The organism is Mycobacterium sp. Panama NTM2 (assembly GCF_054355555.1).
Genome location: NZ_CM135953.1, coordinates 3,417,714 through 3,443,466, shown reverse-complemented (window position 1 = coordinate 3,443,466; position 25,753 = coordinate 3,417,714). Strand labels below are relative to the sequence as shown.

Below are 25,753 nucleotides of genomic sequence, written 5' to 3'. Positions count from 1 at the left end.
TATGTTCGGTTCGGCTGACGCCATTGATTGCGTCCTTGCAATGGGCTGCTCCGCTCGCGCGGAGTCGCGCGCAATCGCTGAGCGTCTCGCCGCAGTGGCCCGGCTCCACGCATTGAGGACTCGTGAGCATCCGGGGGCGGAACACTGGGTTGTCGACGTCACCGAGGCGGTGGCTGCGGAAGTGTCTGCCGCGCAGAACATCAGCCGTTCGCGCGCTGTAAGCCAGGTCCGCATGGCAGTGTCGCTGCATTCGCGCCTCCCCGGGGTCGCGGCCGTCTTCTCGCGCGGGGAGATCGACCTACGCATGGTGCGGATCGTGCTCAATCGCACCGACAACGTCGAGAGCGACGTTGTCGCCGCGCTGGATGCAGTCATCGCGCCCAAGCTGATCGGCTGGATGCGTCTGTCGGAGAACAAGCTGAAAGACCGGGTGGATCAGTGGGTCGCAACATTCGACCCGGCCGGCGTTCGAGTCCCGCCGGACTTCCGCGACAACCTGTATTTCAGTGTGGAACCCCACGTACCCGGCACAGCATTCGCCGGCGGGCGGCTGAACGCGCTCGATGCCGCGGCATTGGACAAGCGGCTCGACGCGCTGGCCGCCACGGTGTGCGAGGCCGATCCTCGCACCGCTATGCAACGGCGGGCAGCCGCGTGCGGTGCTCTCGGCCGCGGTGAATCGACGTTGGCGTGCTGCTGTGCGTCGCCGGATTGCTCCGCGGCGGCGCTCGAGGCTTCGGCGGCCCGCATAGTCGTGCACATCCTGGCCGAGGAGGCGACCGTCGATGGGAGCAGCGACGCACCCGGCTATCTGGACGGCTTCGGCATCCTGCCCGCCGAGGAGGTGCGCAATGCCTCTGCGGGCGCCAAGGTGCGTCCCGTCCGCAGGCCGAGTGATGATGCGGAGTGCGGGTATCGGCCATCGCGCCAGCTTGCGGATTTCTTGCACTGGCGGGACCTGACGTGTCGCTTCCCGGGTTGTGACGCTCCGGCGCAGCGATGTGACGTCGACCACACGACGCCGTGGCCCGCGGGTGCGACGCATACGTCGAACACCAAGCTCTACTGCCGAGTTCATCATCTGATCAAGACTTTTTACACCGGCGCCAACGGATGGCGTGACGAGCAGCGGCCCGACGGCACGGTTGTGCTCATCGCGCCTACCGGGCTGGTCTACGTCACTGATCCTCATGGCGGACAACTCTTTCCGAGTCTCCTGTTGTCGACTGGGAGTCTCCGTGATTCCGAGAGTGTGCCGGGCACCTCGAACAAGACCGCAATGATGCCGCGACGGAGGGCAACCCGCGAGCAAGACCGACGGGACCGGGTGGCACGCGAACGGCGGCAGCGCCTGGAACTCGACGCCGAACTCGAGCGACAACACCAAGCCAGGCTGGCCGAAACCTACGAACCACCGCCGTTCTGAGCCGACAGGTTCAGCGCCTCCAGGCGTCGCACCAGCAGGCTCGGCAGCCAACGAGCCTGCCCCACCGCGCGCACACCATGCGTGTGCCTCACCAGGTGCTCGATCACGAGGCGCGTCTCGAGCCGCGCGAGGGACGCGCCGACGCAGAAGTGCGCGCCCCGGCCGAACGCGAGGTGGCTCTTGCTGTCTCGACGGTCGAGGCGGAATTCGTCGGGCGATTCGACGTGGGTCGGGTCCCGGTTCGCGGCGCCCCACAACAGCACCAGTCGCGCGCCCGCGCGCAGCCGATATCCGTGGAGTTCGCAGTCGCGCAGTACATGGCGGTAGTGCCCACGGAACGGCGGCTCGAATCGCAGCACCTCTTCGATGAACGGCGTGATGAGTGCCGGGTCGTCGCGGAGCCGGCGCTGCAGATCGGGTCGGGTCGCCAAGACATGGGTGGCCGATCCGATGAGCGACGCGGTGGATTCACCGCCTGCGCTGAACAGCGTCACCATGATCACCTGCGCGGTGACCGTGTCGACATCGCCTGCCGCGCAGGCCTGAACGAGGTCCGCCAACAGTGTGCCCGCCGGTGCCGGCCGGTCGAGAAGGCTCGCGATATAGGAGCTCAGTTCTCCGACAGCCGCCCCGGCCGCCGCCAGTTCCTCAGGGCCGACCAGACCTTCCAGCAGCTGCGTGCTGGCGTAGCCCCACGCCGTCAGCCGGTCGACGTCGTCGTCGGGAACCCCGATCAGCCGGCACACCACCATCATCGGTAATCGGTTGGCAACGGCGGACATCCACTCGACCCGGTCCCCATCGAACGCCTCGTCCCACAACCGGCCCACCGTGAAGGTGACGAACGATTCGAGCTCGCGGATCCGCTTGGCAGCCAGGTGGGGGAGAAGCAGCCTGCGGTGGGTGACATGTTCGGGATCGTCGGCGATCGCGAGCACCTGGGTCGAACCGCCGAGATCATCCATGCCGAAGACGTCGATGGTGCCGTCGGGGCGATGCAGCATCGTTCCGGTCAAGTTGGACGAGAAGTCGTCGGTGCGGCCCACCGCCTCGATCACCGCATCCCACGAGCAGACAGCATGGAAGTCGGATTCTCCGATGCGGTGCAGCGGACCGACCGAGTGCATCCGGGCGTACAGCGCAGCGGGGTCCTGGATCGCATCCTCGTCGAACAGCGCCGCGCCGAGTTCGCCAGTCACGCTGTCAGGGTGGGAGGCGGAGGTGACGGCGGTCAAGGGGCACCGGTCAACTCGACGCGTCGCTCCGGGTCTCGACAGTCGTGACGTCTCACCACCGCGGGTTGACCTGGTGCGATGGAAGAATCCGGCGTCATCGCCGTCTCACCGTGAGAACATGCCGGTCGGACATCTCAGAAGGGCGATGCGATGACGAACGACTGGCTGGTCGGCGATCGGCGCGCTGCGGCGGCCGAGCGCATCTACGCCGCAGCGGCCGAGCTCATCGCCGCACACGGCATCGAGGCCCTCGACATGGCGGCCCTCGAGGCCCGCGTGCACTGCTCGCGAGCGACGATCTACCGCAACGCGGGCGGCAAGAACCAGATCCGGGACGCCGTGCTCGCCCGTAGCGCCGAGCAGATCGTCGCGCACGTGCGATCTGCCGTCGACGGTCTGGAGGGCTCGGAACTAACGGTCACCGCGGTCGTCGTGGCGCTCGACCGTATTCGCGCAGACCCCCTGGGACGCGCGCTGATCGCGTCGGCGGGAAGCGGTGGCCGCATCGGATGGCTCGTCGAATCATCACCGCTGGCCGCCATCGCCGCGGAACTGACCGGCTACGCCGCAGATGACCGTGCCGCCGCGCAGTGGATCGTCCGCGTCACGCTGTCGTTCGTCGTGTGGCCCCTCGCCGACCCGGAACTCGAGCGAGAGATGCTGCGCCGCTTCCTGATTCAGCCCGCACCCTTGCCGTTGTCGACGCGGTAGACCGCGCCGTGGATCGCGGCGGCGTCATCGCTGGCCAAGAACGCGATGACCTTGGCGACGTCCTCGGTCGCCATGAATCCGCGCGGCGAGGCGATACGCATGATCAGGTCCCAGTCGGCGTTCTCGGGCGCTTCGAACTCGGTGGTCTGAGCGGTCGGCATTCCCCCGGGGCACACCGCGTTCACCCGCAGCTTCTCCTTCGTGAACTCGATCGCCAGTGCCCGTGTCAGGCCGACCAGGCCGTGCTTGGCCGCGCAGTAACCGGCGGAGTACACCTCACCCTCCACGCCGGCGATCGACGACACGTTGACGATGTTGCCGCCTGATTCGAGCAGGTGCGGCAGCGCGGCCCGGCAGAGCGCGAACGGTGCGGTCAGGTTCACCGCGAGGTCGACGTCCCAGTCCTCGTCGGTCATCGACGCGGTGTGCCGCATGCGGTGAAAACCCGCGATGTTGGCGAGCACGTCGAGGCGGCCGAACCTCTCGACGCAGTCCGCGACCGCCGCCGCGCACGCCTCCCGCGAGGAGATGTCCACCGACGCGTATCCGCTACCGGGCAGGTCTGCGAACACCTCGGCCATTCGTGTTGCGTCCCTGGCGATTCCGAACACCGTCGCGCCCTGCTCGACGAACAACCGGGCGGTCGCCGCGCCCAAGCCGGCCGACGCTCCGGTGACCAACGCGACCTTGCCGCTGAGTTGACCCATGACTGCACCCTCTCACGGAGGGCTACAACGCAGCGCGCGGGCGCACCGGCGGTACTGCTGCGAGCAGCGCGCGGGTGTAGTCGTGCTCCGGGTCGGCGAACAACTCTTCGGCGGGCCGGTTCTCGACCACCGCACCGTTGCGCATGACCGCGACGTCGTGGCTCAGGGTGCGGATCACCGCGAGATCGTGGCCGATCAGCAGATACGCCAGGCCCAACTCCCGTTGCAGCCTGGCCAGCAGATCGAGCACGCGGGCCTGCACCGAGACGTCGAGAGCGGCGGTGGCCTCATCGAGGATCAGCAGATCCGGTTCGGCGGCCAGAGCGCGGGCGATGCTCACCCGCTGCCGCTGCCCGCCGGACAGTTCGTGGGGGTAGCGCTGCGCGAACTCGCGGGGCAGCCCGACCAGGTCGAGCAGCTCGGCGACCCGTGTGCGCCGCGCCGAGGCACCGTCGACCAGGCGATGTACCGTCAGCGGTTCGGCGATCGAGGCTTCCACGCGGGCACGGGGATTCAGCGACGAGAACGGGTCCTGGAACACCAGGCCGATCCGTCGGCGCAGCGCCTTGGCCTCGGAACGCTTCACGTGCAGGATGTCGGTGCCCGCCAGCGTCGCGCTGCCGCGGTCGGGTGTCACCAGGCCGGTGAGAGCCGCGGCGACGGTGGACTTCCCCGATCCGGACTCGCCGACCAACCCCAGCGTGGTGCCGCGCCGGATGTGCAGCGAGACGTCGTCGACGGCGTGCACGGTGGACTTGCCGACCGGGGTGGTGACCGTGAACGAGACGTCCAGGCCGTCCACCTCGAGGAGCGGCTCGGCGTCCGGATTCGGCTGCGGGCCGGCGACATCGAGGACGGGACGGGCGGCCAGCAGGTCGCGGGTGTACTCGTCGCGGGGCCGGTCGAAGATGTCGAGGATCGGCGCCTGCTCCACGACGGCGCCGTCGCGCAGCACCGTCACGTCGTCGGCAACCTGACCGATGACGCCCAGGTCGTGGCTGATCCAGACCACCGCGGTGCCGAAGTCCAGCTGCAGCGCGCGCACCAACTCGATGATCTGCGCCTGCGTGGTGACATCGAGCGCGGTGGTCGGTTCGTCGGCGATCAGCAGCTCCGGATCGCACGCCAGCGCGATGGCGATCATCACCCGTTGGCGTTGACCGCCCGAGAGCTGATGCGGGTAGGCATGCAGCCGTGTCTGCGGGTCCGGCAGCCCCACCGCGTCGAGCAGCTCGGCGGCCCGCGACCGCGCCTCCCGACGCGTCACCCCGCGGTGGGTCTCGAGTGACTCGGTGATCTGACGTTCCAGCGTCAGCAGGGGGTTGAGGGACGTGCCCGGATCCTGGAACACGAACCCGATCCGCGAACCGTGCACGCGGCGAAGGTCTTTGGGTCGCGCACCGACGAGCTGCATGTCCGGCTCGCCTGCGAGCGTGCTGGCTCCCGACACGCGCGCCCCCGGCGCATCGAGCAGGCCGGTGGCGGCGAGCACCGTCATCGTCTTGCCCGAGCCGGATTCTCCGACGATGCCCACGGTCTGCTCTCGGTCCACGGAGAACGAGACGCCGTCGACGATGCTGCGTGCGCCGATGCGCACCCCGAGGTCGGTCACGGTGAGCACGGTCATCGCTGCATCCCGCGGGCCTCGGCGCTGCTGCGCTGCTTCGGGTCGAGCACGTCGCGCAGCCCGTCACCCAGCAAATTGAACGCGAGCACGATCACCACGATCGCCGCGCCGGGGAACACGGCCATCCACCACGCCATCGTCACGAATCCCTGCGAATCGAAGATCATCCGGCCCAGCGACGGCTCCGGCGGCTGGATGCCCAGCCCGAGGAAGGACAGCGCCGCCTCCGACAGGATCGCGAAGGCCAGCGACAGCGAGGTCTGGACGATCAGCGGGCCGGCGATGTTGGGCAGGATGTGCCGGCGCAGGATCATGTGGTCGGGGGTGCCCATCGCATGCGACACCGCGACGAAGGGTTCACTGCGGACGCCGAGCGTGCTGGCCCGCGCGACCCGCGCGAAGATCGGGGTGTAGACGATGCCGATCGCCAGGATCGTGGTGGTCAGCCCGGGACCCAGGATCGCGACCACGGCCAGCGCGAGCAGCAGGACCGGGAACGCGAACATCACATCGACGACGCGCATCAGCACGGTGTCGAGCCAGCCGCCGCGGTATCCGGCCAGCACCCCGACCGTCACGCCGACCACGACCGCGAACGCGACGCTGATCACCGCCACCCGCATCGACGCCTGGGTGGCCACCACGACCCGGGAGAGCACGTCGCGGCCCAGCTCGTCGGTGCCGAACCAGTGCGCCCCGCTGGGCGGCTGCAGTGCATCGGGTACGTCGACGTCGTTGACACCGTGCGGCGCAATGGCGTTCGCGAACACGGCGATGATGGCGACGGCGAGCAGGACCAGCGCGCTGACGGCGGTGACCGGGTTGCGGGCCAGGAGCCGCCACGACGAGACGCGGGTGCTGTCGGTGGTCGTCATGCCAGCCGGATCCTCGGATCGACCACCGCGTAGAGCACGTCGACGATGAGGTTGATCGCCAGGAACAGCGCGGCGATCAGCAGCACTGCACCCTGGATCAGGGGGTAGTCGCGCGCGGCGACCGCGTTGTAGACGAGCCGGCCCAGGCCGGGCCACGCGAACACGACCTCGACGACGATGACGCCGCCGAGCAGGGTGGCGAGCTGGATCCCGGTGATGGTCAGGATGGGCACGAGCGCGTTGCGCACGGTGTGCCGGAACGTGACGACCCGCGGGGACAGCCCCTTGGAGCGCGCGGTCCGCACATAACCCATGGCGGCGACGTCGAGCACCGCGGCGCGCACGTAGCGGGTCATGATCGCTGCCGCGACGACACCGACGGTGAGCCCCGGCAGGATGACGTGGTGCAGCCACCCCGCCGGGTCGGAGAACAGCGGCCGGTACCCGGAGGTGGGCAGCCAGCCCAGCGTGGTGGAGAACAGGCCGATCAGCAGGATGCCCAACCAGAAGTCGGGGATCGAGACGCCGAACTGGCTGGTCACCCGGACGATGGCGTCGCTGAGGCGGCCCTCGCGCAGCGCCGAGTAGGTACCGGCGGGCAGCGCGATCAGCCCGGCGATCACGATGCCCGCCAGGCCCAGCGACAGCGTGGCGGGCAGACGCTCCATCAGGGTCACGGTCACCGGGTCACCGTTACGGAAACTCACCCCGAGATCACCGGTGAGCGCCGAGCCGACATAGCCGAAGAACTGCGACAGGATCGGCCGGTCCAATCCGCTGGCGCTGCGCAGCGCCTCGTACGCCTCGGGTGTGTAGCGGGTGCCGAGTGCGATGCGTACCGGGTCGCCGGGCACCAGGTGCACCAGGGCGAACACCACGACGGTGACACCCAGCAGCACGATCAGCGAGTACAGCACCCGGCGCGCGACGAACCGGGTGATCGGGTGGGTCAGGGCCGTGGTCACGAGGCGTCGCCGCCCCCGTCCAGCGAGGCATCCCGGAAACGCACCGCGCCGTCACGGCGGGCCTCGTATCCCGTCAGCGCCGGGTTCCATGCCTGGATCACCGAGGAGTTGTACAAGAAGATGTAGCTGACCTCGTCGGCGATCAGCGTGGCGGCCCGGTCGTAGTCGGCCTTGCGGGCGGCGGGGTCGGTTTCGACACGGCCGGCGTCGAGCAGCCTGTCCACCTCCGGATCGGAGAACTTCTGGGCGTTGCTCGAGCCGTCGGTGTGGTGTTGGGCGTAGTAGAAGTCGTCGGGGTCGATGTTGCCGAGCCAGCCGAGCATCAGCATGTCGAAGTTCCCCCGGTTCTGTTCGTCGAGCCAGGTCGCGAAGTCGACGGTGCGGATCTTCACCGTGAACCCGAGCGGCGCCAGGTTGTCGGCGATGATCTGCGCCGCGGTCACGGTCTCGGGGTATTCGGTGGTCACCAGCATGTCCAGATCGCCCGGCGCGACGCCCGCCTCGGCCAGCAGCTCCCGCGCCTTGTCCAGGCCACCGGTGCGGTAGCGGTCGTAGGGGGTGTACCAGGGGTTGCCCTCCGGGATGGCGAGCTCGTTGACCTTCGCGGTGCCGTAACTGGTCGCGGCGACGATGGCGTCGCGGTCGATGGCGTAGGCGATCGCCTGGCGCACGCGCACGTCGTTCCACGGCGCCCTCGCCTCGTTGAGCGCCAGATACCAGTAGTCGTTGCTCGGGGTGACCGCCAACTGGATCGAATCGTCCTCGGACAGTTGCCGGACACGTTGCGGCGGAATCGAATCCGTCCAGTCCACCTCGCCCGCCTGCAGCGCCGACAGGGCCGTCGACGGTTCGGAGATGAAACGGAACACCACCCCCGGCACACCGGGTGGGCCGTCCCAGTAGTCGGGGTTGGCGACCAGTGAGATCGAGTCCCCGCTCTTGCGGCCGGCGAAGCGGAACGGGCCGGTGCCGACGGGGTGGGTCGCGATCTGCCCGCTCTCGACGTTGCGCCGCGACACGATCGCCATGCCCTTGAAGCCACCGAGGTTGGTCAGCATGTTCGGTGTCGGCCGGCTGACCCGGATCAGCACCGTGGCCGGATCGGGTGCCTCGACCGCAGTGACCGCGCTGAATTTGTCGGAGTTGGCGAGCTTTTCGTCGATGATCCGGCGGTAGGAGAACACCACGTCGTCGGCCGTGAACGGGCTGCCGTCGTGGAACGTGACGCCCGGGCGCAGGTGGAACGTCCACGACAGCTGATCGGGCGAGACCTCCCACGACGTCGCCAGCGCCGGACGCATCTGCAGGTTCTCGTCGGGTTCGACCAAGGTGTCGAACACGTTCTCCAGCACCTCGAACGAGAAGTAGGCGGTGGTCTTGTGGGGGTCGAGCTGATCGGGTTCCCCGGCGATCGCGGCGATCAGCGATCCGGCGGCACCCTGACCCAGGTTGACCCGGCTGCCCGTCGAGCATCCGGTCAGCGCCGCGATGAGTGCACAGATGACGAGGACAGCGGTTGACACCGCCGTCCTCGTCATATTTCACCACCCCGGTACTCGAGCCAGTGCCGGTCTTCTACCCGAAGTCGCGAACCGGCAAACCGGTGACTTTGTCCGTGCCCGGCTGAAATACTGCTCGGCGTGACGATGATGCGCACCCTGGCCGCCCTTCTGTTCGGTGTCTGCGCAGCACTGGGCGCCGCCACCCCCGCCCGGGCCGACCAGGTGATCGAAGGCGTCTTCACCATCACTCAGGACGGCGGCGCGTCCGGTACCTGGACGGTCTTCCCGTCCTGCGTTCCCGTCGTCGGCGATCTGCGGGAGCCGCTCTACCTGCCCGTCGGCTGTCGCTTACACGTGCAGGCCGGCGGCGACCTGATCGGCGGCGACGCCGTGCTCACCGGCGGCCAGTGGGCCTTCACCACCCCGAAGGACCGGGGCATGCAGTGCCCGGACGGCTCATGGGCGCCGACAGTCGAGGTGGTCAAGTTCGACGATGCGACGATGACAGGAACCCGCAGCACCCAGCACAACGGCAACTGCGGCCTGCCGCCGGGCATCATCGTGACCCCGTTCACCATGGCCTACAAGGGGCCGCTGTCGACCCCGGTCGACCGATATCCGTTGATCTGTGAGCCAGGCGGACTACGGCGCTGCTTCTAGGGGAATCGCCGTGACACACGCGGATGCGAAGCGGATCGTCATCTGGGGCACCGGTTTCGTCGGACAGATGGTCATTGCCGAAGTCGTCGATCATCCCGGCTTCGAACTCGTCGGAGTGGGCGTGAGCAACCCCGACAAGGTGGGCCGCGATGTCGGTGAGATCTGCGGACTTCCGACGCCGGTGGGGATCAGCGCCACCGACGACATCGACGCGCTGATCGCGCTGAAACCCGACGCGCTGGTGCATTACGGGCCGACCGCTGCCCACGCCGACACCAACATCGAGGTCATCACCCGGTTCCTGCGTGCCGGAATCGATGTGTGCTCCACCGCGATGACGCCGTGGATCTGGCCGACCATGCATCTGAATCCTCCCAACTGGATCGAACCCGTCACCGTCGCCTGCGAACTGGGGGAGTCGTCGTGCTTCACCACCGGCATCGACCCCGGCTTCGCCAACGATCTGTTCCCGATGACGTTGATGGGGTTGTGCTCGCAGGTCCGCACGGTGCGCGCATCGGAACTCCTGGACTACACGAACTACACCGGCGACTACGACCGCGAGATGGGGATCGGCAGGCCACCGGAGTACACGGCGATGCTGGAGCATCCCGACATCCTCGTGTTCGCCTGGGGTGCAACGGTTCCGATGATCGCGCACGCCGCCGGCATCATGCTCGACGAGATCACCACGACGTGGGAGAAGTGGGTGACCCCCGTCGACCGGCCGACCGCCAAGGGCGTCATCGAGGCGGGCAACGTTGCGGCGGTGCGGTTCACGATCAACGGCGTCTATCAGGGGCAGACGCGCATCCAGCTCGAACACGTCAACCGGATCGGCAACGACGCCGCTCCGGAGTGGCCGTCGGGAAACCAGAACGACGTGTACCGCGTCGACATCGAGGGCACGCCCAGCATCAGCCAGGAGACGGCGTTCCGGTTCACCGACGGGTCCGGCCGCGACGCCGCGGCGGCGGGCTGTCTGGCCACGGGGTTGCGCGCCCTCAACGCGGTGCCCGCGGTCAACGCGCTCTCGCCCGGCTGGGTCACCGCGTTGGATCTGCCGCTGATCCCCGGGATGGGCACCATCCGCTGACCTCAGCGCCGCTTGACCAGCACCACGTAGGCGAGGGGGATGCGGGTACGTTCCGGGGCGGCGGCCAGCCGTTCGGCGATGCCCTTCTCCAGCCGCTCGTGCAGGTCGGCGGCGCGCGGGTTCGCCGGCCCGCCCTCCAGTGCCGTCGTCAGCGCGGCGAAGATCGACGCGCGCGCGAAGCCCGCCCAGCGCGCCCCGAACTCTGCTGCGTCCTTGTCGGCCTGATACCGCTCCCAGAACCGGTCCTGGGCGTCGACGATCTCCAGGTGCTCGATCTCGAGCCGCTCGAAGATCCCCGACGGCGCGAACGGAGCCGTGAAGTCGGCGGCCTGCCGGGCCACGGTCGGGATGCACATCCGTGCTGCCTCGTCGGCGCTGACCACCCCGGCAGCCGTCGCTTCGGCGAGCGCATCGACCATCGCGGTGAGCAGCGGCCGGAACCCTGCGTCGCCGTCCTCGCCGACGCCCATCGTCGTCACGACGAGCCGACCGCCGGGACACAGCTCGCGGCCGCGGAACGCGACGAACTCGTGCCAGTCCCGCGCCGCCTGCTTGGCGTAAGCCGCCTGCAGCTCTGTGTCACCGCAGGTGGCCACCTGCAGGTGCGGGCCGAGAACCGGCGCGGGAACGTGGCTCAGCCAGTGGATCGCCCACGCGCTCCAGCCGAGGTTGACGCTGTTGGAGGGCATGATCTGCGAATAGAACGAGCGGCCGACGGCGGAGGCGAAGGCCGCCGCGTCCTTGGCCAGATAGGTGTCCGGGTCTTCGTCCAAGGTCCGGAACAGCGCGGTGAAGTCGTTGTTCGGCCGGTCGGTGTGGGCGACGAGCACCGAGTGCTCCGGTCGGGTTCTGCTGCGCAGCACGGAGATCGCCGCGCCCATCGGCAGCAGCGAATTGTGCCCGTTCCCCGCGCCGTAGTCGGCCAGTACGATCGGCTGCGGCGGGGCGGGTAGCGGTACCGCAGCGGCGGCTTCGCGGAAGATCTCGATCGCCCGCGACAGCCCGGCGGCCTGCAGCCGTGATCCAGCGGTGTAGCTGCCGCTGTCGACCGGTTCCGGTCGTACCACGATGCTCGACTCGGGCATCTTCGAGACGGTAGTCGCTGCATGCGATCTGCGCCGACGAAAAGCCATGCGTGCGACACTGGCGCACGTGTTGGGACGGCTCGGCCCCCGCGTCGCGCTGATCTGCGCCGCGATCATGCTGATCGTCGGCGTGGTCGGTCTGATCCTGACACTCGCGCTCAGCGCCTTCGTCTACGACGACTTCGATGCCTACGGTGAGGTCCCGGTGCCGGGGTCGGGACGGGTGGCGCTGCCCGCGGGTGAGGTGACGATCAACTTCCACACCGCGGTGCCGGGCGGAATCGACGGCGGTTTCCCGGTGCCCCCGCTGAAGCTGGGCATCGACGCACCCGACGGCGTTCCCGAGCCGGTGCTCACCGAAGTCATCGGTTCGACCACCTCGGTGAACAACGATGTGCGCGTGCGGATCTGGACCGCGCAGATCGCCCAGAGCGGCGTGTACGACGTCCGGACAGGCGGAACGGTGGGCGGCTACATCAACCCGCGGCTGGCCTTCGGGAAGGACAGTTCACCGGACTGGGCGCTGTGGGTCTGCGGCGGGTTGATCGCGCTCGGCCTGCTCGAGCTCGCCGTGGCGATCGCATGGTGGATCCGATCGGGGCGCCGGCCCCGGCCGGTGCCCGGTCCGGTGATCCTCGACGGTCGGTGACGCTGTCCTGCCAGGCGGTTCAGCTGCCGCGCTTGACCCACTCGTCGTAGTTCACCAGCTCGTCGCCGACAGTGGTGGAATCGCCGTGCCCGGTGTAGACGACGGTGTCGCCCGGCAGTGCGCCCAACCGTCCCGAGATGGAATCAAGAATGGTGGGGAAGTCCGAGTACGACCGCCCGGTGGCACCCGGACCGCCGTTGAACAAGGTGTCTCCGCTGAACACGGCGCCGAGATCGGGCGCATGCCAGCAGACCGAGCCCGGTGAGTGGCCCGGGGTGTGCAGGGCGCGCAGCTCGATACCGGCCACCTGCAGTGAGTCGCCGTCGTTCACCGCTCGAAAGTCGCTGTCGGGGTGGGTCATCCGCCACAGCACGTCGTCGGCGGGGTGCAGCAGGACCGGTGCGTCGAGGGCTCTGCCGAGCTCGGGTGCGACCGTGACGTGGTCGTTGTGACCGTGGGTGCACACCACCGCGACGACGTTGCGGCCGCCGACCGCCTCGATGATCGGCGCCGCGCTGTGCGCGGCGTCGAACACCACGACGTCGTCGTCGTCGCCGACGAGCCAGATGTTGTTGTCGACATCCCAGCTGCCGCCGTCGAGTTCGAACGTGCCGCTGGTGACCAACCGCTGGATGGCGCTCACAGCAGCACCACCGAGCGCAGCACTACGTCTTCTGATCCGGCGTGCATCTTTCCGAACGCGTCTTCGATCTGGTCGAGCCCGATGCGTTCGGAGACGAACTTGTCGAGCGGGAACCGGCCCTGCAGATAGAGCGAGATCAGCGTCGGGAAGTCGCGTTCGGGCAGACAGTCGCCGTACCACGACGACTTCAACGACCCACCGCGGGAGAAGAAGTCGATGAGGGGCATCTCCAGCGTCATGTCCGGGGTCGGGACACCGACCAGGACCACGGTGCCGGCGAGATCGCGGGCGTAGAACGCCTGCTTCCACGTCTCGGGCCGTCCGACCGCGTCGATCACGACGTCGGCGCCGAACCCGTCGGTGAGATCCTGGATCGTCTCTATCGCGTCGAGTTCCTTGGCGTTGATCGTGTGCGTGGCCCCGAACTGCCTGGCCCACTCCAACTTCCGGTTGTCCATGTCCACGGCGATGATGCGCTTGGCGCCCACCAGCGCGGCCCCGGCGATGGCGGCGTCGCCGACGCCGCCGCAGCCGATGACAGCCACGGTGTCGTCGCGGTTGACCGCGCCGGTGTTGATGGCCGCACCGACACCGGCCATCACGCCGCAGCCCAGCAGCCCGGCCGCGGCGGGATCGGCAGCCGGATCGACCTTCGTGCACTGACCTTCGTGCACCAGGGTCTTGTCGGCGAACGCGCCGATGCCCAATGCGGGCGTCAGCTCGGTGCCGTCGGTCAGCGTCATCTTCTGCGCGGCATTGTGCGTGTCGAAGCACAGGTGCGGACGGCCGCGTTTGCAGGCACGGCACTGCCCGCACACCGCACGCCAGTTCAGGATCACGAAGTCACCGGGTGCGACATTGGTGACGCCCTCACCGACGGTTTCGACGATGCCGGCGGCTTCGTGGCCGAGCAGGAACGGGAACTCGTCATTGATGCCACCCTCGCGGTAGTGCAGATCGGTGTGGCAGACCCCGCACGCCTGGATGTCGACGACGACCTCGCCCGGCCCCGGGTCGGGGATCACGATGTCGACCACTTCGACCGGTTGGCCCTTCGAACGAGAGATCACTCCGCGCACCGTTTGAGTCATGCCTGAACCCTAATATGTGCCTCGCTACGCTCATCACCGATGAGCGCACTCGACGTCCTGGCCGACTGGCCCGTCCCCACTGTGGCCGCAGCGGTCGTCGGGCCGGACGGGACCCTGGCCCACCACGGCGACCAGTCCCGAACCTTCGCCCTCGCCTCGGTGACCAAATTGCTCGCCGCGCGCGCAGCACAGATCGCGGTCGAGGAGGGGGTGTTCGAGCTCGACACGCCGGCCGGGCCGCCGGAGTCGACCGTGCGTCACCTGCTCGCGCACGCCGCGGGCTACGACATGACCTCGGCGAAGGTACTGGCCGCACCGGGCACCCGGCGGATCTACTCCAACCACGGCTTCGCCGTGCTCGCCGAGACCATGGAGCGCGAGTCCGGTATCCCGTTCACCGACTATTTGACCGAATCGGTGTTCGGGCCCCTGGCGATGTCGGACACGATCCTCGAGGGGGGTGCCCCGGCGGCCGGCTACGGCGCGACGTCGACCGTGGCGGACCTGGCGGCGTTCGCCGGCGAACTGCTGACACCGGCCCTGGTGTCGGAGCGGATGCACGAGGCCGCCACGTCGGTGCAGTTCCCCGGCCTCGACGGGGTGCTGCCCGGGTTCGGTAGGCAGCGGCCCAACGACTGGGGACTCGGCTTCGAACTACGGGACGGCAAATCACCCCACTGGACGGGAGCGCAGAACTCGCCGCGGACCTACGGGCACTTCGGCCAATCGGGCACGTTCCTGTGGGTGGACCCCGACGCCGCATTGGCCCTGGTCGTGCTCACCGACCGGCCGTTCGGCGATTGGGCGCACGACGTGATGCCCGCCCTGTCTGATGAAGTTCTGAGAGATTACCGGGCGGACTAGCGCAACACGCGTCTCACAAGGCACAATTCTCTCTGAAGACACAACTGCATCTTTTGACTCGTTCGGAAACCGCCAGGTCGTTGGGGAAGACGTCCCTCGTGGAGCCGAAGGAGCAACAGATGCGTGCAGCGAATCAATTCGCCGACACGACGACGGGTGTGGTGTACGTGCATGCCTCACCCGCGGCGGTGTGCCCGCATGTCGAGTGGGCGTTGTCGTCGACCCTCAACGCGAGGGCGAACTTGAAGTGGACGCCGCAACCGGCCATGCCCGGGCAGCTGCGTGCCGTGACGAACTGGGTGGGCCCGGTGGGTACCGGCGCTCAGCTGGCCAACGCTCTGCGGTCCTGGTCGGTTCTGCGATTCGAGGTCACCGAGGACCCGAGCCACGGCGTCGACGGGCACCGCTGGTGCCACACCCCCCAACTCGGCCTGTGGAGCGGCGCCATGAGCGCCAACGGCGACGTGATGGTCGGGGAGATGCGGCTGCGCACGCTGATGGCCTCGGGTGCCGACACGCTGGCGGCCGAACTGGACTCCGTGCTCGGCACCGCGTGGGACGAGGCGCTCGAGGCCTACCGCGACGGCGGGGTCGGCGCCGAGGTCAGCTGGCTCAGCCGCGGCGTGGGGTAGCCGGCCGCAGGACCCGGAGTGCGCCCGGCACCACGGTGAGCTCCACGGGCAGCGGACACACGTACTCGCCGTCGGCATACGCAGTGATGCCGGGGCAGTCGACCGTGATCGTCGCGGCGCGCCGCGTCGTCACCTCCGGCAGGTTCACATGGGTGCCCTTGAACACGGTCGGGAACAGGCGGACCAGCCGGGTGCGCGACGCCGAGGCGACCATCGTGACGTCGAGCAGCCCGTCGGTCGGGTCCGCGCCGGGGCAGATCAGCATGCCGCCGCCGTAGCTTCGGGTGTTGCCGAACGCGGCCAGCGTGAGTTCGGTCTCGACTTCGGTGCCGTCGAACGAGAGTCGGAACGGCAGCAACCGCAGCTGGGAGATCTCGGCCAGCATGGCGAGGTTGTAGCGCATGCGCCCGTGCGGCCAGCGCATCCGGTTGGTCCGGTCGGTGACCAGGGAATCGAAGCCCGCCGCCATCACCGTGCCGAACCACCGCCGGGTGCCGTCGGCGCCGGTGATCAACCCCAGGTCGTAGGTGCCGATCTCGCCGTCGACCACTGCGTCGGCGGCCGCTTCGGGCCCGGTGGGGATGCCGTACGCGCGCGCGTGGTCGTTGCCGGTGCCGGCCGGGATGATGCCCAGGGGTGTCTCCGTCTGGGCGACGATCTGCAGGGCGAGCGAGACGATGCCGTCGCCGCCGACCACCACCAGCGCGTCCATGCCTCGCTCCAACGCGCCCTCGACGAGTTCGCGCGCGTGGGCGGGATCGCGCCCGACGAGCGCGACGACGTCGACGCCGCGTTCCTGGAAGCGGCTGATCGCCCGTTCGGCCGCGTGGCGTGCGTTGCCGTGCCCGGAGGCCGGGTTGGTCAGGACGACGATCCGGTTCACGGAATCAACTTGCCCGGGTTCATGATTCCGGTGGGGTCGAGGGTCGACTTCACGGCACGCAGTACGGCGACGCCGAGGTCACCTACCTCGTCGCGCATCCAGGGGCGGTGGTCGGCCCCGACCGCGTGGTGGTGGGTGATCGTCGCGCCGACGCGCACCATCGCCTCCGAGGCGGCTGTCTTGGCGGCGCGCCACTGCTCGATTGGGTTGCCGCGCTGGGCCGCAACGACGGTGAAGTAGAGCGACGCGCCGGTGGGGTAGACGTGCGAGATGTGGCACAGCACCAGCGCCGGCGTGCCGGAGTCGGCCAGCGAGCGGGTGAGTGCGTCGGTGACGGCAGCCTTCAGCGTTGGGACGTTCGACCACGACGTCGCGGTCTCCAGCGTCTCGCACAGCGCGCCGGCCGACAGCAGCCCGTCCCGTAGGTAGGGGGCATTGAACCGACCGTGCTCCCACGCCCGTGCCGGGCCCTCGCCGAGTGACTTTCCGCCGTTGGCGCTCAACAGGTCTCGCGTCTCTGCGTGGCGGCTGGCGACGTGCGCCTCGGTGCCCTCGAAGGCTGTGATGGCCAGGCAGCCGCCGGTGATCTGGGCGTCCCCGATGCTGTCGGTGGTGGCGAGGTTGACGCCGGTCTCCGCCTCGTCGGAGAGCCGGATCACCGTCGGTCCGGTCCCGGTCTGCGCGACGGCCCGTAGCGCGGCGGCGCCGGTGGCGAAGTCGGGAAACGACCACGCCTCGTAGCGCGTGGTCTCGGGGACCGGATGGACGCGGACCCGCACCCTGGTGATGATGCCGAAGGCGCCCTCGGAGCCCAGGAGCACCTGACGCAGGTCCGGTCCGGCGGCCGAGGCGGGTGCCCGGCCGACGTCGAGCACCCCGGCCGGGGTGACGGCGCGCAGGCCACGCACCATGTCGTCGAAGCGGCCGTAGCCCGCAGAGTCCTGGCCCGACGACCGCGTTGCAGCGAACCCGCCGATCGTGGCGAAGCAGAAGCTCTGCGGGAAGTGGCCCAGCGAGAAGCCGCGCTCGCCCAGGAGTTTCTCCGCCTCGGGGCCGGTCAGGCCGGCGCCCAGCTCGGCCTCCCACGACACCTCGTCGAGCGAGTGCAGCTCGTCGAATCGACGCAGATCCACCGACACGACCGCCTTGAAGTCCCCGCGCAACGGATCCAGGCCGCCGACCACGCTGGTGCCACCGCCGAACGGAACGACCGCGATGCTGTGGTCGGCGCAGAACCGCAACACGGCGGCCACCTCGTCGTCGACGCCGGGCACAAGTACCGCGTCCGGGCCGTCCTGCACGCCGAAATCCCTGCGCCGCAACAGATCCAGCGTGGATTTGCCGCCCGCGCGCAGCAGCCGGTCACGATCGTCGACGAGGACGTTCTCGGCGCCGACGATCGCAGCGAGCCCCTCCCGGTCACTCGGCGACAGAGCCGATGGGCGGACCCTGACCTGCTCGAGCGTGGGTTCTTCGGCGGGCTCGGCGTCGATGCCGAGGGCCTGCGTGAGCAGGGAGCGGATACCGGGCGACAGCGGCTTCGCCGCGGCGGGATCGCCCCAGGCGTTCCATGCCATCGGTGGATGTGGGGGCTGGCCGGCGAGCGAGGACATGCGTTACAGTATTACAGATGGTGTCAATCCGTAACTCCGATTCGAGTGTCGAAAAGCGCATTCTCGACGCCGCGGCGGCGTGCATCCTCGCCTACGGCGTCGAACGGACGACCATGACCGAGATCGCGCGGCGCGCCCGGGTCAGTCGCCCGACCATCTACCGACGCTGGCCCGACATCCGCTGGGTGATCGCCGAGCTGCTCACCGTGCGCATCTCCGGGGTGCTCGAGCAGGTGCCCGATCGCGGCGCCGGCCGGGAGGCGACGGTCGAGCGCGTGGTGGCGGTCGCCGAGCATCTGCGCAACGACGACGTTGTGCAGTCGGTGATCCGCAACGCGCCCAACCTGGCGATGGTCTACATCGCCGAACGCCTGGGCACCAGCCAGCAGATCCTCATCGACGCGCTCGCCGAAGCGATCAAGGCCGGTCAGGAAGAGGGCAGTGTGCGTCCCGGCGACCCGCAGGAGATGGGTGCGATGTGCCTGCTGATCACACAGTCCACGATCCAGTCCGCGCAGATGGTCGAAAAGCTGCTCGACGCCCACGCCATCAACGTCGAATTGGCCCGCGCCCTCAACGGATACCTCACCGCATGAGTGCGGCATTGAATGCCCAGCGGCGCGCGACCGAACTGCAGCAGCTCGGCGACGGCGCGCCGCTGGACGTGCTCGTGATCGGCGGCGGCATCACCGGCGTCGGGATCGCGCTGGACGCCGCGACGCGCGGGCTGTCGGTGGCCCTGGTGGAGAAACACGACCTGGCGTTCGGCACCAGCCGCTGGAGTTCGAAGCTGGTGCACGGCGGCCTGCGCTACCTCGCCAGCGGCAACATCGGCATCGCCCGCCGCAGCGCCGTCGAGCGCGGAATCCTGATGACGCGCAACGCTCCTCACCTCGTGCACGCGATGCCGCAGCTGGTGCCGCTGCTCCCCGAGATGAACCGTGCCTCACGGGCATTGGTCCGGTTCGGCTTCGCGGCCGGCGACGGTCTGCGCGCTCTCGCCGGCACGCCCGCATCGGTGCTGCCACGCTCGCGCCGCGTCGATGCCGCAGCGGCAATCGCGTTGGCGCCGACGGTGCGTCGCAACGGCCTCGACGGTGCGCTGCTCGCGTACGACGGCCAGCTCGTCGACGACGCGCGCCTGGTCACCGCGGTGGCACGCACGGCCGCGCAGCACGGCGCCCGCATCCTCACCCGGGTCGACGCGAGCGCGGCGTCGGGAACCTCGGTGACGCTGACCGACACCCTGACGGGGGAGACGCTCCAGGTGTCGGCGCGCGCAGTGGTCAACGCGACCGGCGTGTGGGCCGGACAGGTCGACACGTCGTTGCGGCTGCGGCCCAGCCGCGGCACCCACCTGGTGTTCGACGCCTCGGCGTTCGATAATCCGATTGCAGCGCTGACCATTCCGATACCGGGGGAGATCAACCGGTTCGTGTTCGCGATGCCCGAACAGCTGGGGCGCGTCTACCTGGGTCTGACCGACGAAGACGCCCCCGGCGCCATTCCGGATGTGCCCGAGCCGACGGCGCAGGAAGTGCAGTTCCTGCTCGACACCGTGAACACGGCGCTGGCGACCTCACTCGGGCCCGCGGATGTGGTCGGCTCCTACGCCGGGCTGCGTCCGTTGATCGACACCGGTGCCGGTCGCACCGCCGACGTCTCGCGCGAGCACGCGGTCACGGAGTCCCCGACCGGAGTGCTGAGCGTGATCGGCGGCAAGCTGACCGAATACCGGTTCATGGCCGAGGATGTCGTGGACCGCGCCGTCGCGCTGCGTGGGCTCGCTGCCGGGCCGTGCCGCACCCGCGACCTCCCGCTGGTGGGTGCGCCCGCGAATCCCGTTGCTACACAGGAGCACTCGGGAGAGCTACCCGCGTCGCTGGTGGCCCGCTACGGTGTCGAGGCGCCCGCGGTGGTGGCCGGCGCAACGTGCCCGCGACCCGCGGACGCGGTCGCCGAGGGCATCGATGTGACGAGAGCGGAATTCGAGCACGCCGTCGCTCAGGAAGGCGCGCTCACCGTCGACGACATCCTCGACCGGCGCACCCGCATCGGACTCGTCGCCGAAGACCGTGAGCGGGCGCTGCCCGCGGCGCAGGAGATGCTCGCCTACCTCCGCTGAGCAGACACAAACTCGAGCAATTCCGGCCCGGAATCACTCGAGTTCGCGTCTGCTCGCGGGACTACAGCGGGATGTTCTTGTGGCGGCCGCGGCGCATCGGCGCCTCGGCGAGCGCCTGCGTCAGCTTCGAGCGGGTGTGAGCCGGGTCGATCTTCTCGTCCACCACGCCGATCTCGATGGCCGAATCCACGCCGCCGGCGATCTTCTCGTGCTCGATGGCCAGCGCCTCGTGCAGCGACTCGCGCTCCTCGGGGGCGGCGGCGGCCAGCTTTTTCTTGTGCAGGATGCCGACGGCGGCCTTGGCGCCCATCACCGCGACCTCGGCCTCGGGCCATGCGAACACCTTGGTGGCGTTCAGCGATCGCGAGTTCATCGCGATGTAGGCACCGCCGTAGATCTTGCGGGTGACCAGCGTGACGCGCGGCACCGAGCTCTCACCGAACGCGTGCAGCAGCTTGGCACCGCGACGGACCACGCCGCCCCACTCTTGGTCCACACCCGGCAGGTAGCCCGGCACGTCGACGACCACGACCAGCGGGATGCCGAACGCGTCGCACAGCCGCACGAAACGCGCCGACTTCTCCGCGCTCTCGGAGTTCAGGCAGCCGCCCAGGCGCAGCGGGTTGTTCGCGATCACGCCGACGGTGCGGCCGGCCAACCGGCCCAGGCCGACCACGATCGACGGGGCCCAGCGGGACTGGAACTCCTCGAACGGCACACCCTCGTCGAGAAGTGCCTCGACCAGCGGGTGCACGTCGTAGGCACGGCGCGCCGACTCGGGCAGCAGCGCCTTGAGGTCGGTGTCGCCGGCCTCGGCCTTGCTGCGGTCGAAGTGGCCCTGCTGGCAGAACAGCCCGACCAGGCGACGGCCCCGCTCGTAGGCGTCGAGCTCGTCGTCGGCGACGATGTGGCACACACCGGACTTCTTGTGGTGCGCCTCGGGGCCGCCGAGGGAGACCATGTCGACGTCCTCGCCGGTGACGCTGCGGACCACGTCCGGTCCGGTGACGAAGACCTTGCTGTCGGGAGCCATGATGATCACGTCGGTCAGCGCGGGACCGTAGGCGGCGCCGCCGGCGGCGAAGCCCACGACGACGGAGATCTGCGGGATGTACCCCGAGGCGCGGATCATCGCCTCGAAGACCAGGCCGACCGCGTGCAGCGCCTTGACGCCCTCGGCCAGCCGCGCGCCGCCGGAATGCCAGATGCCGACGATCGGGCTCTGCTCGTCGATCGCGACGTCGTAGGCGTCGACGATGTGCTTGCATCCGTCGACGCCCATCGCGCCACCCATCACGGTGCCGTCGGTGCAGAACGCGATCGTGCGCACGCCGTTGACGGTGCCTGCGGCCGCGAGAACGCCGGACTTGTCGCGCTCGTGCAGCAGCTCGACCGTGCCGTCATCGAAGAAGGTCGCCAACCGCAGCATCGGGTCGCGCGGGTCGAGGGACTCGTTGATGTCGGTGGCGGAGCGATTCTCGATGGTGGTCATAGGTGTCTCCTGCTTTCAGTATTTGCCGAAGGCGAGTGCGACGTTGTGCCCGCCGAAACCGAACGAATTGTTGATGGCGTAGGTGTAGTCGCCCGGCCGGGGCGCGCCCGCGACGACGTCGAGGTCGATCTCGGGATCGAGGTTCTTCAAGTTGAGTGTGGGGGGAATGACGCCGGTGCGCAGCGCCTGGACGGTGAGGATCGACTCGACGGCGCCCACCGCGCCCACCGAATGGCCGAGTGCGGACTTGGGCGCGTAGACCGCGGGCCGGTGCCCGCCCATCGCCTTGTTGATCGCCTGACCCTCGGCGACGTCGCCGACGCTGGTGCCGGTGGCGTGGGCGTTGACGTGGTCGATGTCGCTGGGCTGCAGCCCCGCGAGCTGGATGGCGCGGCTCATCGCAAAGCCGGCCCGCTCGCCGTCGGGGTCCGGGGCCACCATGTGGAAGCCGTCGGAGGTGATGCTCGCGCCCATCAGGCGCGCCAGGATCGTGGCGCCGCGCGCCTTGGCGTGCTCTTCGGTCTCGATGACCATCAGCGCGCCCGCTTCGCCGAACACGAAGCCGTCGCGGTCCCTGTCGAACGGGCGGCACGCGCCGGCGGGGTCGGCGTTGTTGGTCGACATGACGATGCGCATCTGGGCGAAGCCCGCGATCGGCACGGCCTCGATGCGCTGCTCGACACCGCCGCAGATCGCGATGTCGGCCTCACCGAGCACGATGTTGCGCCACGCCTGCGCGATGCCCTCGGAGCCGGACGCGCACGCCGAGACCGGGGTGACCACCCCGGCCTTGGCGCCACGGTCCAGACCCACCACGGCCGACGGGCCGTTGGGCATGTACATCTGCACCGACAGCGGGGACACGGCGGTGATGCCGCGGTCCCGCATGCCGTCGTAGGCGAACACCAGCGCCTCGGCGCCGCCGAGGCCGGTCCCGATCGACACCAGCAGACGGCTGGTGTCGATCTCGGGGGACCCGGCGTTCGCCCAGACACGCCGCCCGAGCACGGTGGCCATCTTCTGCGGATAGGACATCCGACGGTTCTCGACCTTGGTCAGTTCCCCGTCGAACTCCTCGAGCAGATGGCCGCCGATCTTCACCGGCAGGTCGAACTCCTCGACGAAGGGGTCGTCGAGCAGGCGGATGCCGCTCTTGCCCTCCAGCAGCGCCTGCCACGTGCCTTCGGCATCGGTGGCGACGCTGGTCGTCATGGCCATACCGGTCACGACGACGTCGGGGAGTCCGTTCCCTGTTGTCGGTGTAGCCATACTCAGGCGCGGTCCTCTCGGTTCTGTCGAACTCGTTCGTGCCTAGTAACGGCCGAAGGCCAGGGCCACATTGTGGCCGCCGAACCCGAACGAGTTGTTGATGGCGTACTGATAGTCGCCATACCGTGCCTCACCCGCGACGACGTCGAGATCGATCTCCGGGTCCGGCGTCTCGTAGTTCAGCGTCGGCGGGATGACCCCGTCGCGCAGGGCCAGCACCGTCAGTGCCGACTCCAGCGCGCCCACGGCGCCGATCGAGTGGCCCAGCGCCGACTTCGGCGCGTAGACCGCGGCGTGCTCCACACCGGCGACGCGAATGGCGTTGGCCTCCGCGGTGTCACCGATCGGCGTGGCGGTGGCGTGTGCGTTGACGTGCGAGATGTCCTTGGGCGACAGGCCCGCGGTCTCCATCGCGCGCTTCATCGCCTGGCCGGCCCGCTGACCGTCCGCCGCCGGAGCGACCATGTGGAACGCGTCGGAGGTGATGCCCGCGCCCATCAGGCGGGCCAGCGGCGTGGCGCCACGGGCCAGGGCATGCTCCTCGGTCTCGATGATCATCATCGCGCCCGCTTCACCGAAGACGAAGCCGTCCCGGTTCTTGTCGAACGGGCGCGAGGCGCCGGCCGGATCGTCGTTGCGGGTCGACATGGCGCGCATCATCGAGAACGCCGCGATGGGCAGCGCCTCGATGCCGCCTTCCACGCCGCCCACGACGGCGAAGTCGGCGTCACCCATGACGACCTGGCGCCACCCGTGAGCGATGGCCTCCGACCCGGACGAGCACGCCGACACCGGGGTGATGACCCCGGCGCGGGCGCCCAGTTCCAGGCCGGCGACCGCCGCTGCACCGTTGGGCATGATCATCTGAACGGCGAGCGGGGACACCTTGCGGGGCCCGCCCTCGTTCATCGCGTCGTAGGTCTCGACGATCTTCTCGCCGCCACCCAAACCGGTGCCGATGATCACGGCGAACCGGTCCGGGTCGACCTCGGGCTTGCCCGCGTTCTCCCAGAGTCGACCGGCCAACAGCTTCGACATGCGCTGCACGTAGGACATGCGGCGCATGTCGATGCGAGTCATGTGGCTGTCGACGTCGTCGACCAGGTGACCGCCGATACGCACCGGAAGGTCCCACTTGGTGACGAACTCATCCTCGAGGACGCGGATGCCGCTCTCGCCCGCCAGCAGGCCCTTCCACGTGCTCTCGATGTCGCCTGCAAGCGACGTGGTGGCCTCGATGGCGGTCACCACGACACTCGGGAACCCGCCGTTAGCAGTGGAAGGACGTGTCATTCTGCGGCGAACTTCTCGCGCAGCGCGGCAGCAGCCTCGGGGTTCTCTTCCTCGAGCTTCTGGATGTAGGCGACGACGTCACCGACGGTGCGCAGACCGGCGAGGTCCTCGTCGGGGATCTTCACGCCGTACTTGTCCTCGGTCTGCACGGCGATCTCGACCATCGACAGCGAGTCGATGTCCAGGTCGTCGACGAAGCTCTTCTCGGGGGTGACCTCGGACGGCTCGATGCCGGTCACTTCTTCGATGATCTCGGCGAGACCGGCGATGATTTCTTCCTGAGAGGCGGGCACTGTGGCTCCTTCTATTTATCGGGTGTTACCTGGGGTGGAACGACTCGGTGTTACAGCCGTCGATCAGACGGCGCGGAGGGCCTCGGCGAGGCCGTCCAGGTCGGTGGGGGTCTTGACGGGATGGGTCGGCGTGCCCTTGAGCTCCCGCTTGGCGATGCCCGACAGGGTGCCGGCGGGCGGGAACTCCACCAGGGCCGTCACGCCGAGCTCGCGCATCGTGGCCGTGCACAGATCCCAGCGCACGGGGCGCGTCATCTGGGCGACGAGCTTGGTCATCGCGTCGTGCGCGGAGGCGACCGGCCGACCGTCGGCGTTCGACAGCAGCGTGACCGACGGCTCCGACGGGGTGATCCGGTCCGCCACGGTCGTGTACTCGGCGAGCGCGGGTTCCATGTAGCGGGTGTGGAACGCGCCTGCGGTGGCCAGCGGGCGGACCCGGGCGCGGGCCGGCGGATCCTCGGCGAGCTTCTCCAGCGCGGCGACGGCACCGGCGGCGACGATCTGTCCGGCGGCGTTGCGGTTGGCCGGGACCAGGTCGAGAGCCTCGAGGCGGGCGAGCACCTCGGCTTCGTCACCGCCCAGCAGCGCCGACATCCCGGTGGGCTCCACGGCACACGCCTTGGCCATCTCGCGGCCGCGCGTCGCGGCCAGGGACACGGCCTCGTCGGCGGTGATGACTCCGGCGATGGCGTAGGCGGCGATCTCGCCGACGGAGTGTCCGGCGGCGACGATCTCCTCGTCATCGGTCAGAACGCCACGGCGGGTCAGTTCCTCGAAGGCCAGCAGCGTGGCGGCGACGACGAGTGGCTGGGTCACCGCGGTGTCGGTGATCTCCTGCGCGTCGGCGGTGGTACCCAGGCGCGCCAGATCGAGCCCGCTGATCTCCGACCACGCTGCGATGCGCGCCGACGCGCCGGGCAGCTCCAGCCACTCGGCGAGCATGCCGGGAGTCTGGGAGCCCTGTCCGGGCGCGAGGAATGCGAGCACAGTCTTGTCAGGCACGTCTCTAAGAGAACA

General features: G+C 69.1%; 25 protein-coding genes. 9 read left to right on the top strand and 16 right to left on the bottom strand.

Features of this window, described 5'->3' with window-relative positions; translation table 11 throughout:
- The first annotated feature begins 1 nt into the window (after nucleotide 1).
- On the top strand, nucleotides 2–1,426 hold the full coding sequence (locus ACXYX3_RS16225; protein ID WP_458612113.1) for an HNH endonuclease signature motif containing protein: 1,425 nt from the start codon (nucleotides 2–4) through the stop codon (nucleotides 1,424–1,426).
- On the opposite strand, the gene ACXYX3_RS16220 is transcribed toward ACXYX3_RS16225, so the two are convergent.
- Entirely contained in the window at nucleotides 1,405–2,625 is a 1,221-nt protein-coding gene (locus ACXYX3_RS16220) for a cytochrome P450 (protein ID WP_458608210.1), read from the bottom strand. The genes ACXYX3_RS16225 and ACXYX3_RS16220 overlap by 22 nt on opposite strands.
- 186 nt (nucleotides 2,626–2,811) lie before the next feature.
- On the opposite strand from ACXYX3_RS16220, the gene ACXYX3_RS16215 reads away from it, so the two are divergent.
- Nucleotides 2,812–3,372, top strand: a complete 561-nt coding sequence (locus ACXYX3_RS16215) for a TetR family transcriptional regulator (protein WP_458608209.1) — start codon at nucleotides 2,812–2,814, stop codon at nucleotides 3,370–3,372.
- On the opposite strand, the gene ACXYX3_RS16210 is transcribed toward ACXYX3_RS16215, so the two are convergent.
- The 5 genes from ACXYX3_RS16210 to ACXYX3_RS16190 are packed head-to-tail and all read right to left on the bottom strand — an operon-like array spanning nucleotide 3,339 to nucleotide 9,084.
- Nucleotides 3,339–4,079 (bottom strand): SDR family NAD(P)-dependent oxidoreductase, encoded by a 741-nt coding sequence (locus tag ACXYX3_RS16210; protein WP_241205864.1) that lies wholly within the window; start codon nucleotides 4,077–4,079, stop codon nucleotides 3,339–3,341. The genes ACXYX3_RS16215 and ACXYX3_RS16210 overlap by 34 nt on opposite strands.
- A 22-nt stretch (nucleotides 4,080–4,101) precedes the next feature.
- Complete coding sequence (locus ACXYX3_RS16205; RefSeq protein WP_458608208.1) at nucleotides 4,102–5,706, bottom strand: ABC transporter ATP-binding protein; 1,605 nt, start codon at nucleotides 5,704–5,706, stop codon at nucleotides 4,102–4,104.
- Nucleotides 5,703–6,581 carry an ABC transporter permease gene (locus ACXYX3_RS16200; protein ID WP_241205862.1) on the bottom strand — a complete coding sequence of 293 codons (879 nt, stop codon included), beginning with the start codon at nucleotides 6,579–6,581 and terminating at the stop codon, nucleotides 5,703–5,705. Before ACXYX3_RS16200 ends, ACXYX3_RS16205 begins: the two co-directional genes overlap by 4 nt.
- On the bottom strand, nucleotides 6,578–7,546 hold the full coding sequence (locus ACXYX3_RS16195) for an ABC transporter permease (protein ID WP_458608207.1): 969 nt from the start codon (nucleotides 7,544–7,546) through the stop codon (nucleotides 6,578–6,580). Before ACXYX3_RS16195 ends, ACXYX3_RS16200 begins: the two co-directional genes overlap by 4 nt.
- Nucleotides 7,543–9,084, bottom strand: a complete 1,542-nt coding sequence (locus ACXYX3_RS16190) for an ABC transporter substrate-binding protein (protein WP_458608206.1) — start codon at nucleotides 9,082–9,084, stop codon at nucleotides 7,543–7,545. The genes ACXYX3_RS16195 and ACXYX3_RS16190 overlap by 4 nt, the downstream gene beginning before the upstream one ends.
- Nucleotides 9,085–9,186: 102 nt before the next feature.
- On the opposite strand from ACXYX3_RS16190, the gene ACXYX3_RS16185 reads away from it, so the two are divergent.
- Entirely contained in the window at nucleotides 9,187–9,708 is a 522-nt protein-coding gene (locus tag ACXYX3_RS16185; RefSeq protein WP_458608205.1) for a hypothetical protein, read from the top strand.
- A gap of 67 nt (nucleotides 9,709–9,775) precedes the next feature.
- Complete coding sequence (locus ACXYX3_RS16180) at nucleotides 9,776–10,804, top strand: NAD(P)H-dependent amine dehydrogenase family protein (protein WP_458612112.1); 1,029 nt, start codon at nucleotides 9,776–9,778, stop codon at nucleotides 10,802–10,804.
- A 2-nt stretch (nucleotides 10,805–10,806) separates the two neighbouring features.
- On the opposite strand, the gene ACXYX3_RS16175 is transcribed toward ACXYX3_RS16180, so the two are convergent.
- Entirely contained in the window at nucleotides 10,807–11,889 is a 1,083-nt protein-coding gene (locus ACXYX3_RS16175) for a class I SAM-dependent methyltransferase (protein WP_458608204.1), read from the bottom strand.
- Nucleotides 11,890–11,935: 46 nt separating this feature from the next.
- On the opposite strand from ACXYX3_RS16175, the gene ACXYX3_RS16170 reads away from it, so the two are divergent.
- A complete protein-coding gene (locus ACXYX3_RS16170) occupies nucleotides 11,936–12,538 on the top strand; it encodes an SHOCT domain-containing protein (RefSeq protein ID WP_458608203.1) in 603 nt (200 codons plus the stop codon).
- Between the two features lie 19 nt (nucleotides 12,539–12,557).
- Here the strand turns inward: ACXYX3_RS16170 and ACXYX3_RS16165 are convergent, their stop codons facing one another.
- Nucleotides 12,558–13,181, bottom strand: a complete 624-nt coding sequence (locus tag ACXYX3_RS16165; RefSeq protein ID WP_458608202.1) for an MBL fold metallo-hydrolase — start codon at nucleotides 13,179–13,181, stop codon at nucleotides 12,558–12,560.
- Nucleotides 13,178–14,272 carry an S-(hydroxymethyl)mycothiol dehydrogenase gene (locus ACXYX3_RS16160; RefSeq protein ID WP_458608201.1) on the bottom strand — a complete coding sequence of 365 codons (1,095 nt, stop codon included), beginning with the start codon at nucleotides 14,270–14,272 and terminating at the stop codon, nucleotides 13,178–13,180. The genes ACXYX3_RS16165 and ACXYX3_RS16160 overlap by 4 nt, the downstream gene beginning before the upstream one ends.
- Before the next feature lie 39 nt (nucleotides 14,273–14,311).
- Between ACXYX3_RS16160 and ACXYX3_RS16155 the strand changes: the two genes are divergently transcribed.
- Nucleotides 14,312–15,136, top strand: a complete 825-nt coding sequence (locus ACXYX3_RS16155) for a serine hydrolase domain-containing protein (RefSeq protein ID WP_458608200.1) — start codon at nucleotides 14,312–14,314, stop codon at nucleotides 15,134–15,136.
- 119 nt (nucleotides 15,137–15,255) lie between these two features.
- A complete protein-coding gene (locus tag ACXYX3_RS16150; protein WP_221362439.1) occupies nucleotides 15,256–15,768 on the top strand; it encodes a DUF3145 domain-containing protein in 513 nt (170 codons plus the stop codon).
- On the opposite strand, the gene ACXYX3_RS16145 is transcribed toward ACXYX3_RS16150, so the two are convergent.
- Both ACXYX3_RS16145 and ACXYX3_RS16140 read right to left on the bottom strand, forming a co-directional pair.
- A complete protein-coding gene (locus tag ACXYX3_RS16145; protein WP_374238381.1) occupies nucleotides 15,749–16,651 on the bottom strand; it encodes a diacylglycerol kinase in 903 nt (300 codons plus the stop codon). The genes ACXYX3_RS16150 and ACXYX3_RS16145 overlap by 20 nt on opposite strands.
- Nucleotides 16,648–18,228 carry an FAD-binding oxidoreductase gene (locus tag ACXYX3_RS16140; RefSeq protein WP_458612111.1) on the bottom strand — a complete coding sequence of 527 codons (1,581 nt, stop codon included), beginning with the start codon at nucleotides 18,226–18,228 and terminating at the stop codon, nucleotides 16,648–16,650. Before ACXYX3_RS16140 ends, ACXYX3_RS16145 begins: the two co-directional genes overlap by 4 nt.
- Before the next feature lie 53 nt (nucleotides 18,229–18,281).
- Here ACXYX3_RS16140 and ACXYX3_RS16135 point away from each other — a divergent pair, with 53 nt between their 5' ends.
- On the top strand, nucleotides 18,282–18,860 hold the full coding sequence (locus ACXYX3_RS16135; protein ID WP_458608199.1) for a TetR/AcrR family transcriptional regulator: 579 nt from the start codon (nucleotides 18,282–18,284) through the stop codon (nucleotides 18,858–18,860).
- Complete coding sequence (locus ACXYX3_RS16130) at nucleotides 18,857–20,389, top strand: glycerol-3-phosphate dehydrogenase/oxidase (RefSeq protein ID WP_458608198.1); 1,533 nt, start codon at nucleotides 18,857–18,859, stop codon at nucleotides 20,387–20,389. The genes ACXYX3_RS16135 and ACXYX3_RS16130 overlap by 4 nt, the downstream gene beginning before the upstream one ends.
- Before the next feature lie 61 nt (nucleotides 20,390–20,450).
- On the opposite strand, the gene ACXYX3_RS16125 is transcribed toward ACXYX3_RS16130, so the two are convergent.
- The 5 genes from ACXYX3_RS16125 to ACXYX3_RS16105 form a co-directional block, all read right to left on the bottom strand.
- Nucleotides 20,451–21,881 carry an acyl-CoA carboxylase subunit beta gene (locus ACXYX3_RS16125; RefSeq protein WP_241205850.1) on the bottom strand — a complete coding sequence of 477 codons (1,431 nt, stop codon included), beginning with the start codon at nucleotides 21,879–21,881 and terminating at the stop codon, nucleotides 20,451–20,453.
- A 15-nt stretch (nucleotides 21,882–21,896) separates the two neighbouring features.
- The gene (gene kasB, locus ACXYX3_RS16120) at nucleotides 21,897–23,150 is read right to left on the bottom strand and encodes a 3-oxoacyl-ACP synthase KasB (protein WP_241205849.1); all 1,254 of its coding nucleotides are present in this window, start codon (nucleotides 23,148–23,150) and stop codon (nucleotides 21,897–21,899) included.
- Nucleotides 23,151–23,192: 42 nt separating this feature from the next.
- On the bottom strand, nucleotides 23,193–24,443 hold the full coding sequence (kasA, locus tag ACXYX3_RS16115; RefSeq protein WP_241205848.1) for a 3-oxoacyl-ACP synthase KasA: 1,251 nt from the start codon (nucleotides 24,441–24,443) through the stop codon (nucleotides 23,193–23,195).
- The gene (gene acpM / locus ACXYX3_RS16110) at nucleotides 24,440–24,736 is read right to left on the bottom strand and encodes a meromycolate extension acyl carrier protein AcpM (protein WP_043410381.1); all 297 of its coding nucleotides are present in this window, start codon (nucleotides 24,734–24,736) and stop codon (nucleotides 24,440–24,442) included. The genes kasA and acpM overlap by 4 nt, the downstream gene beginning before the upstream one ends.
- A 63-nt stretch (nucleotides 24,737–24,799) precedes the next feature.
- Nucleotides 24,800–25,723, bottom strand: coding sequence for an ACP S-malonyltransferase (locus tag ACXYX3_RS16105; RefSeq protein WP_458612110.1), 924 nt, complete (start codon nucleotides 25,721–25,723; stop codon nucleotides 24,800–24,802).
- Nucleotides 25,724–25,753 lie beyond the last annotated feature (30 nt).

Coding starts and splice junctions, on each gene's coding strand:
- ACXYX3_RS16225 (WP_458612113.1), top strand. CDS start 2: ATGTTCGGTTCGGCTGACGCCATTGATTGCGTCCTTGCAATGGGCTGC.
- ACXYX3_RS16155 (WP_458608200.1), top strand. CDS start 14,312: ATGAGCGCACTCGACGTCCTGGCCGACTGGCCCGTCCCCACTGTGGCC.
- ACXYX3_RS16175 (WP_458608204.1), bottom strand. CDS start 11,889: ATGCCCGAGTCGAGCATCGTGGTACGACCGGAACCGGTCGACAGCGGC.
- ACXYX3_RS16170 (WP_458608203.1), top strand. CDS start 11,936: ATGCGTGCGACACTGGCGCACGTGTTGGGACGGCTCGGCCCCCGCGTC.
- ACXYX3_RS16160 (WP_458608201.1), bottom strand. CDS start 14,272: ATGACTCAAACGGTGCGCGGAGTGATCTCTCGTTCGAAGGGCCAACCG.
- kasA (WP_241205848.1), bottom strand. CDS start 24,443: ATGACACGTCCTTCCACTGCTAACGGCGGGTTCCCGAGTGTCGTGGTG.
- ACXYX3_RS16205 (WP_458608208.1), bottom strand. CDS start 5,706: ATGACCGTGCTCACCGTGACCGACCTCGGGGTGCGCATCGGCGCACGC.
- ACXYX3_RS16150 (WP_221362439.1), top strand. CDS start 15,256: ATGCGTGCAGCGAATCAATTCGCCGACACGACGACGGGTGTGGTGTAC.
- ACXYX3_RS16135 (WP_458608199.1), top strand. CDS start 18,282: ATGGTGTCAATCCGTAACTCCGATTCGAGTGTCGAAAAGCGCATTCTC.
- ACXYX3_RS16210 (WP_241205864.1), bottom strand. CDS start 4,079: ATGGGTCAACTCAGCGGCAAGGTCGCGTTGGTCACCGGAGCGTCGGCC.
- ACXYX3_RS16140 (WP_458612111.1), bottom strand. CDS start 18,228: ATGGCATGGAACGCCTGGGGCGATCCCGCCGCGGCGAAGCCGCTGTCG.
- kasB (WP_241205849.1), bottom strand. CDS start 23,150: ATGGCTACACCGACAACAGGGAACGGACTCCCCGACGTCGTCGTGACC.
- ACXYX3_RS16180 (WP_458612112.1), top strand. CDS start 9,776: ATGGTCATTGCCGAAGTCGTCGATCATCCCGGCTTCGAACTCGTCGGA.
- ACXYX3_RS16130 (WP_458608198.1), top strand. CDS start 18,857: ATGAGTGCGGCATTGAATGCCCAGCGGCGCGCGACCGAACTGCAGCAG.
- ACXYX3_RS16215 (WP_458608209.1), top strand. CDS start 2,812: ATGACGAACGACTGGCTGGTCGGCGATCGGCGCGCTGCGGCGGCCGAG.
- ACXYX3_RS16125 (WP_241205850.1), bottom strand. CDS start 21,881: ATGACCACCATCGAGAATCGCTCCGCCACCGACATCAACGAGTCCCTC.
- ACXYX3_RS16200 (WP_241205862.1), bottom strand. CDS start 6,581: ATGACGACCACCGACAGCACCCGCGTCTCGTCGTGGCGGCTCCTGGCC.
- ACXYX3_RS16190 (WP_458608206.1), bottom strand. CDS start 9,084: ATGACGAGGACGGCGGTGTCAACCGCTGTCCTCGTCATCTGTGCACTC.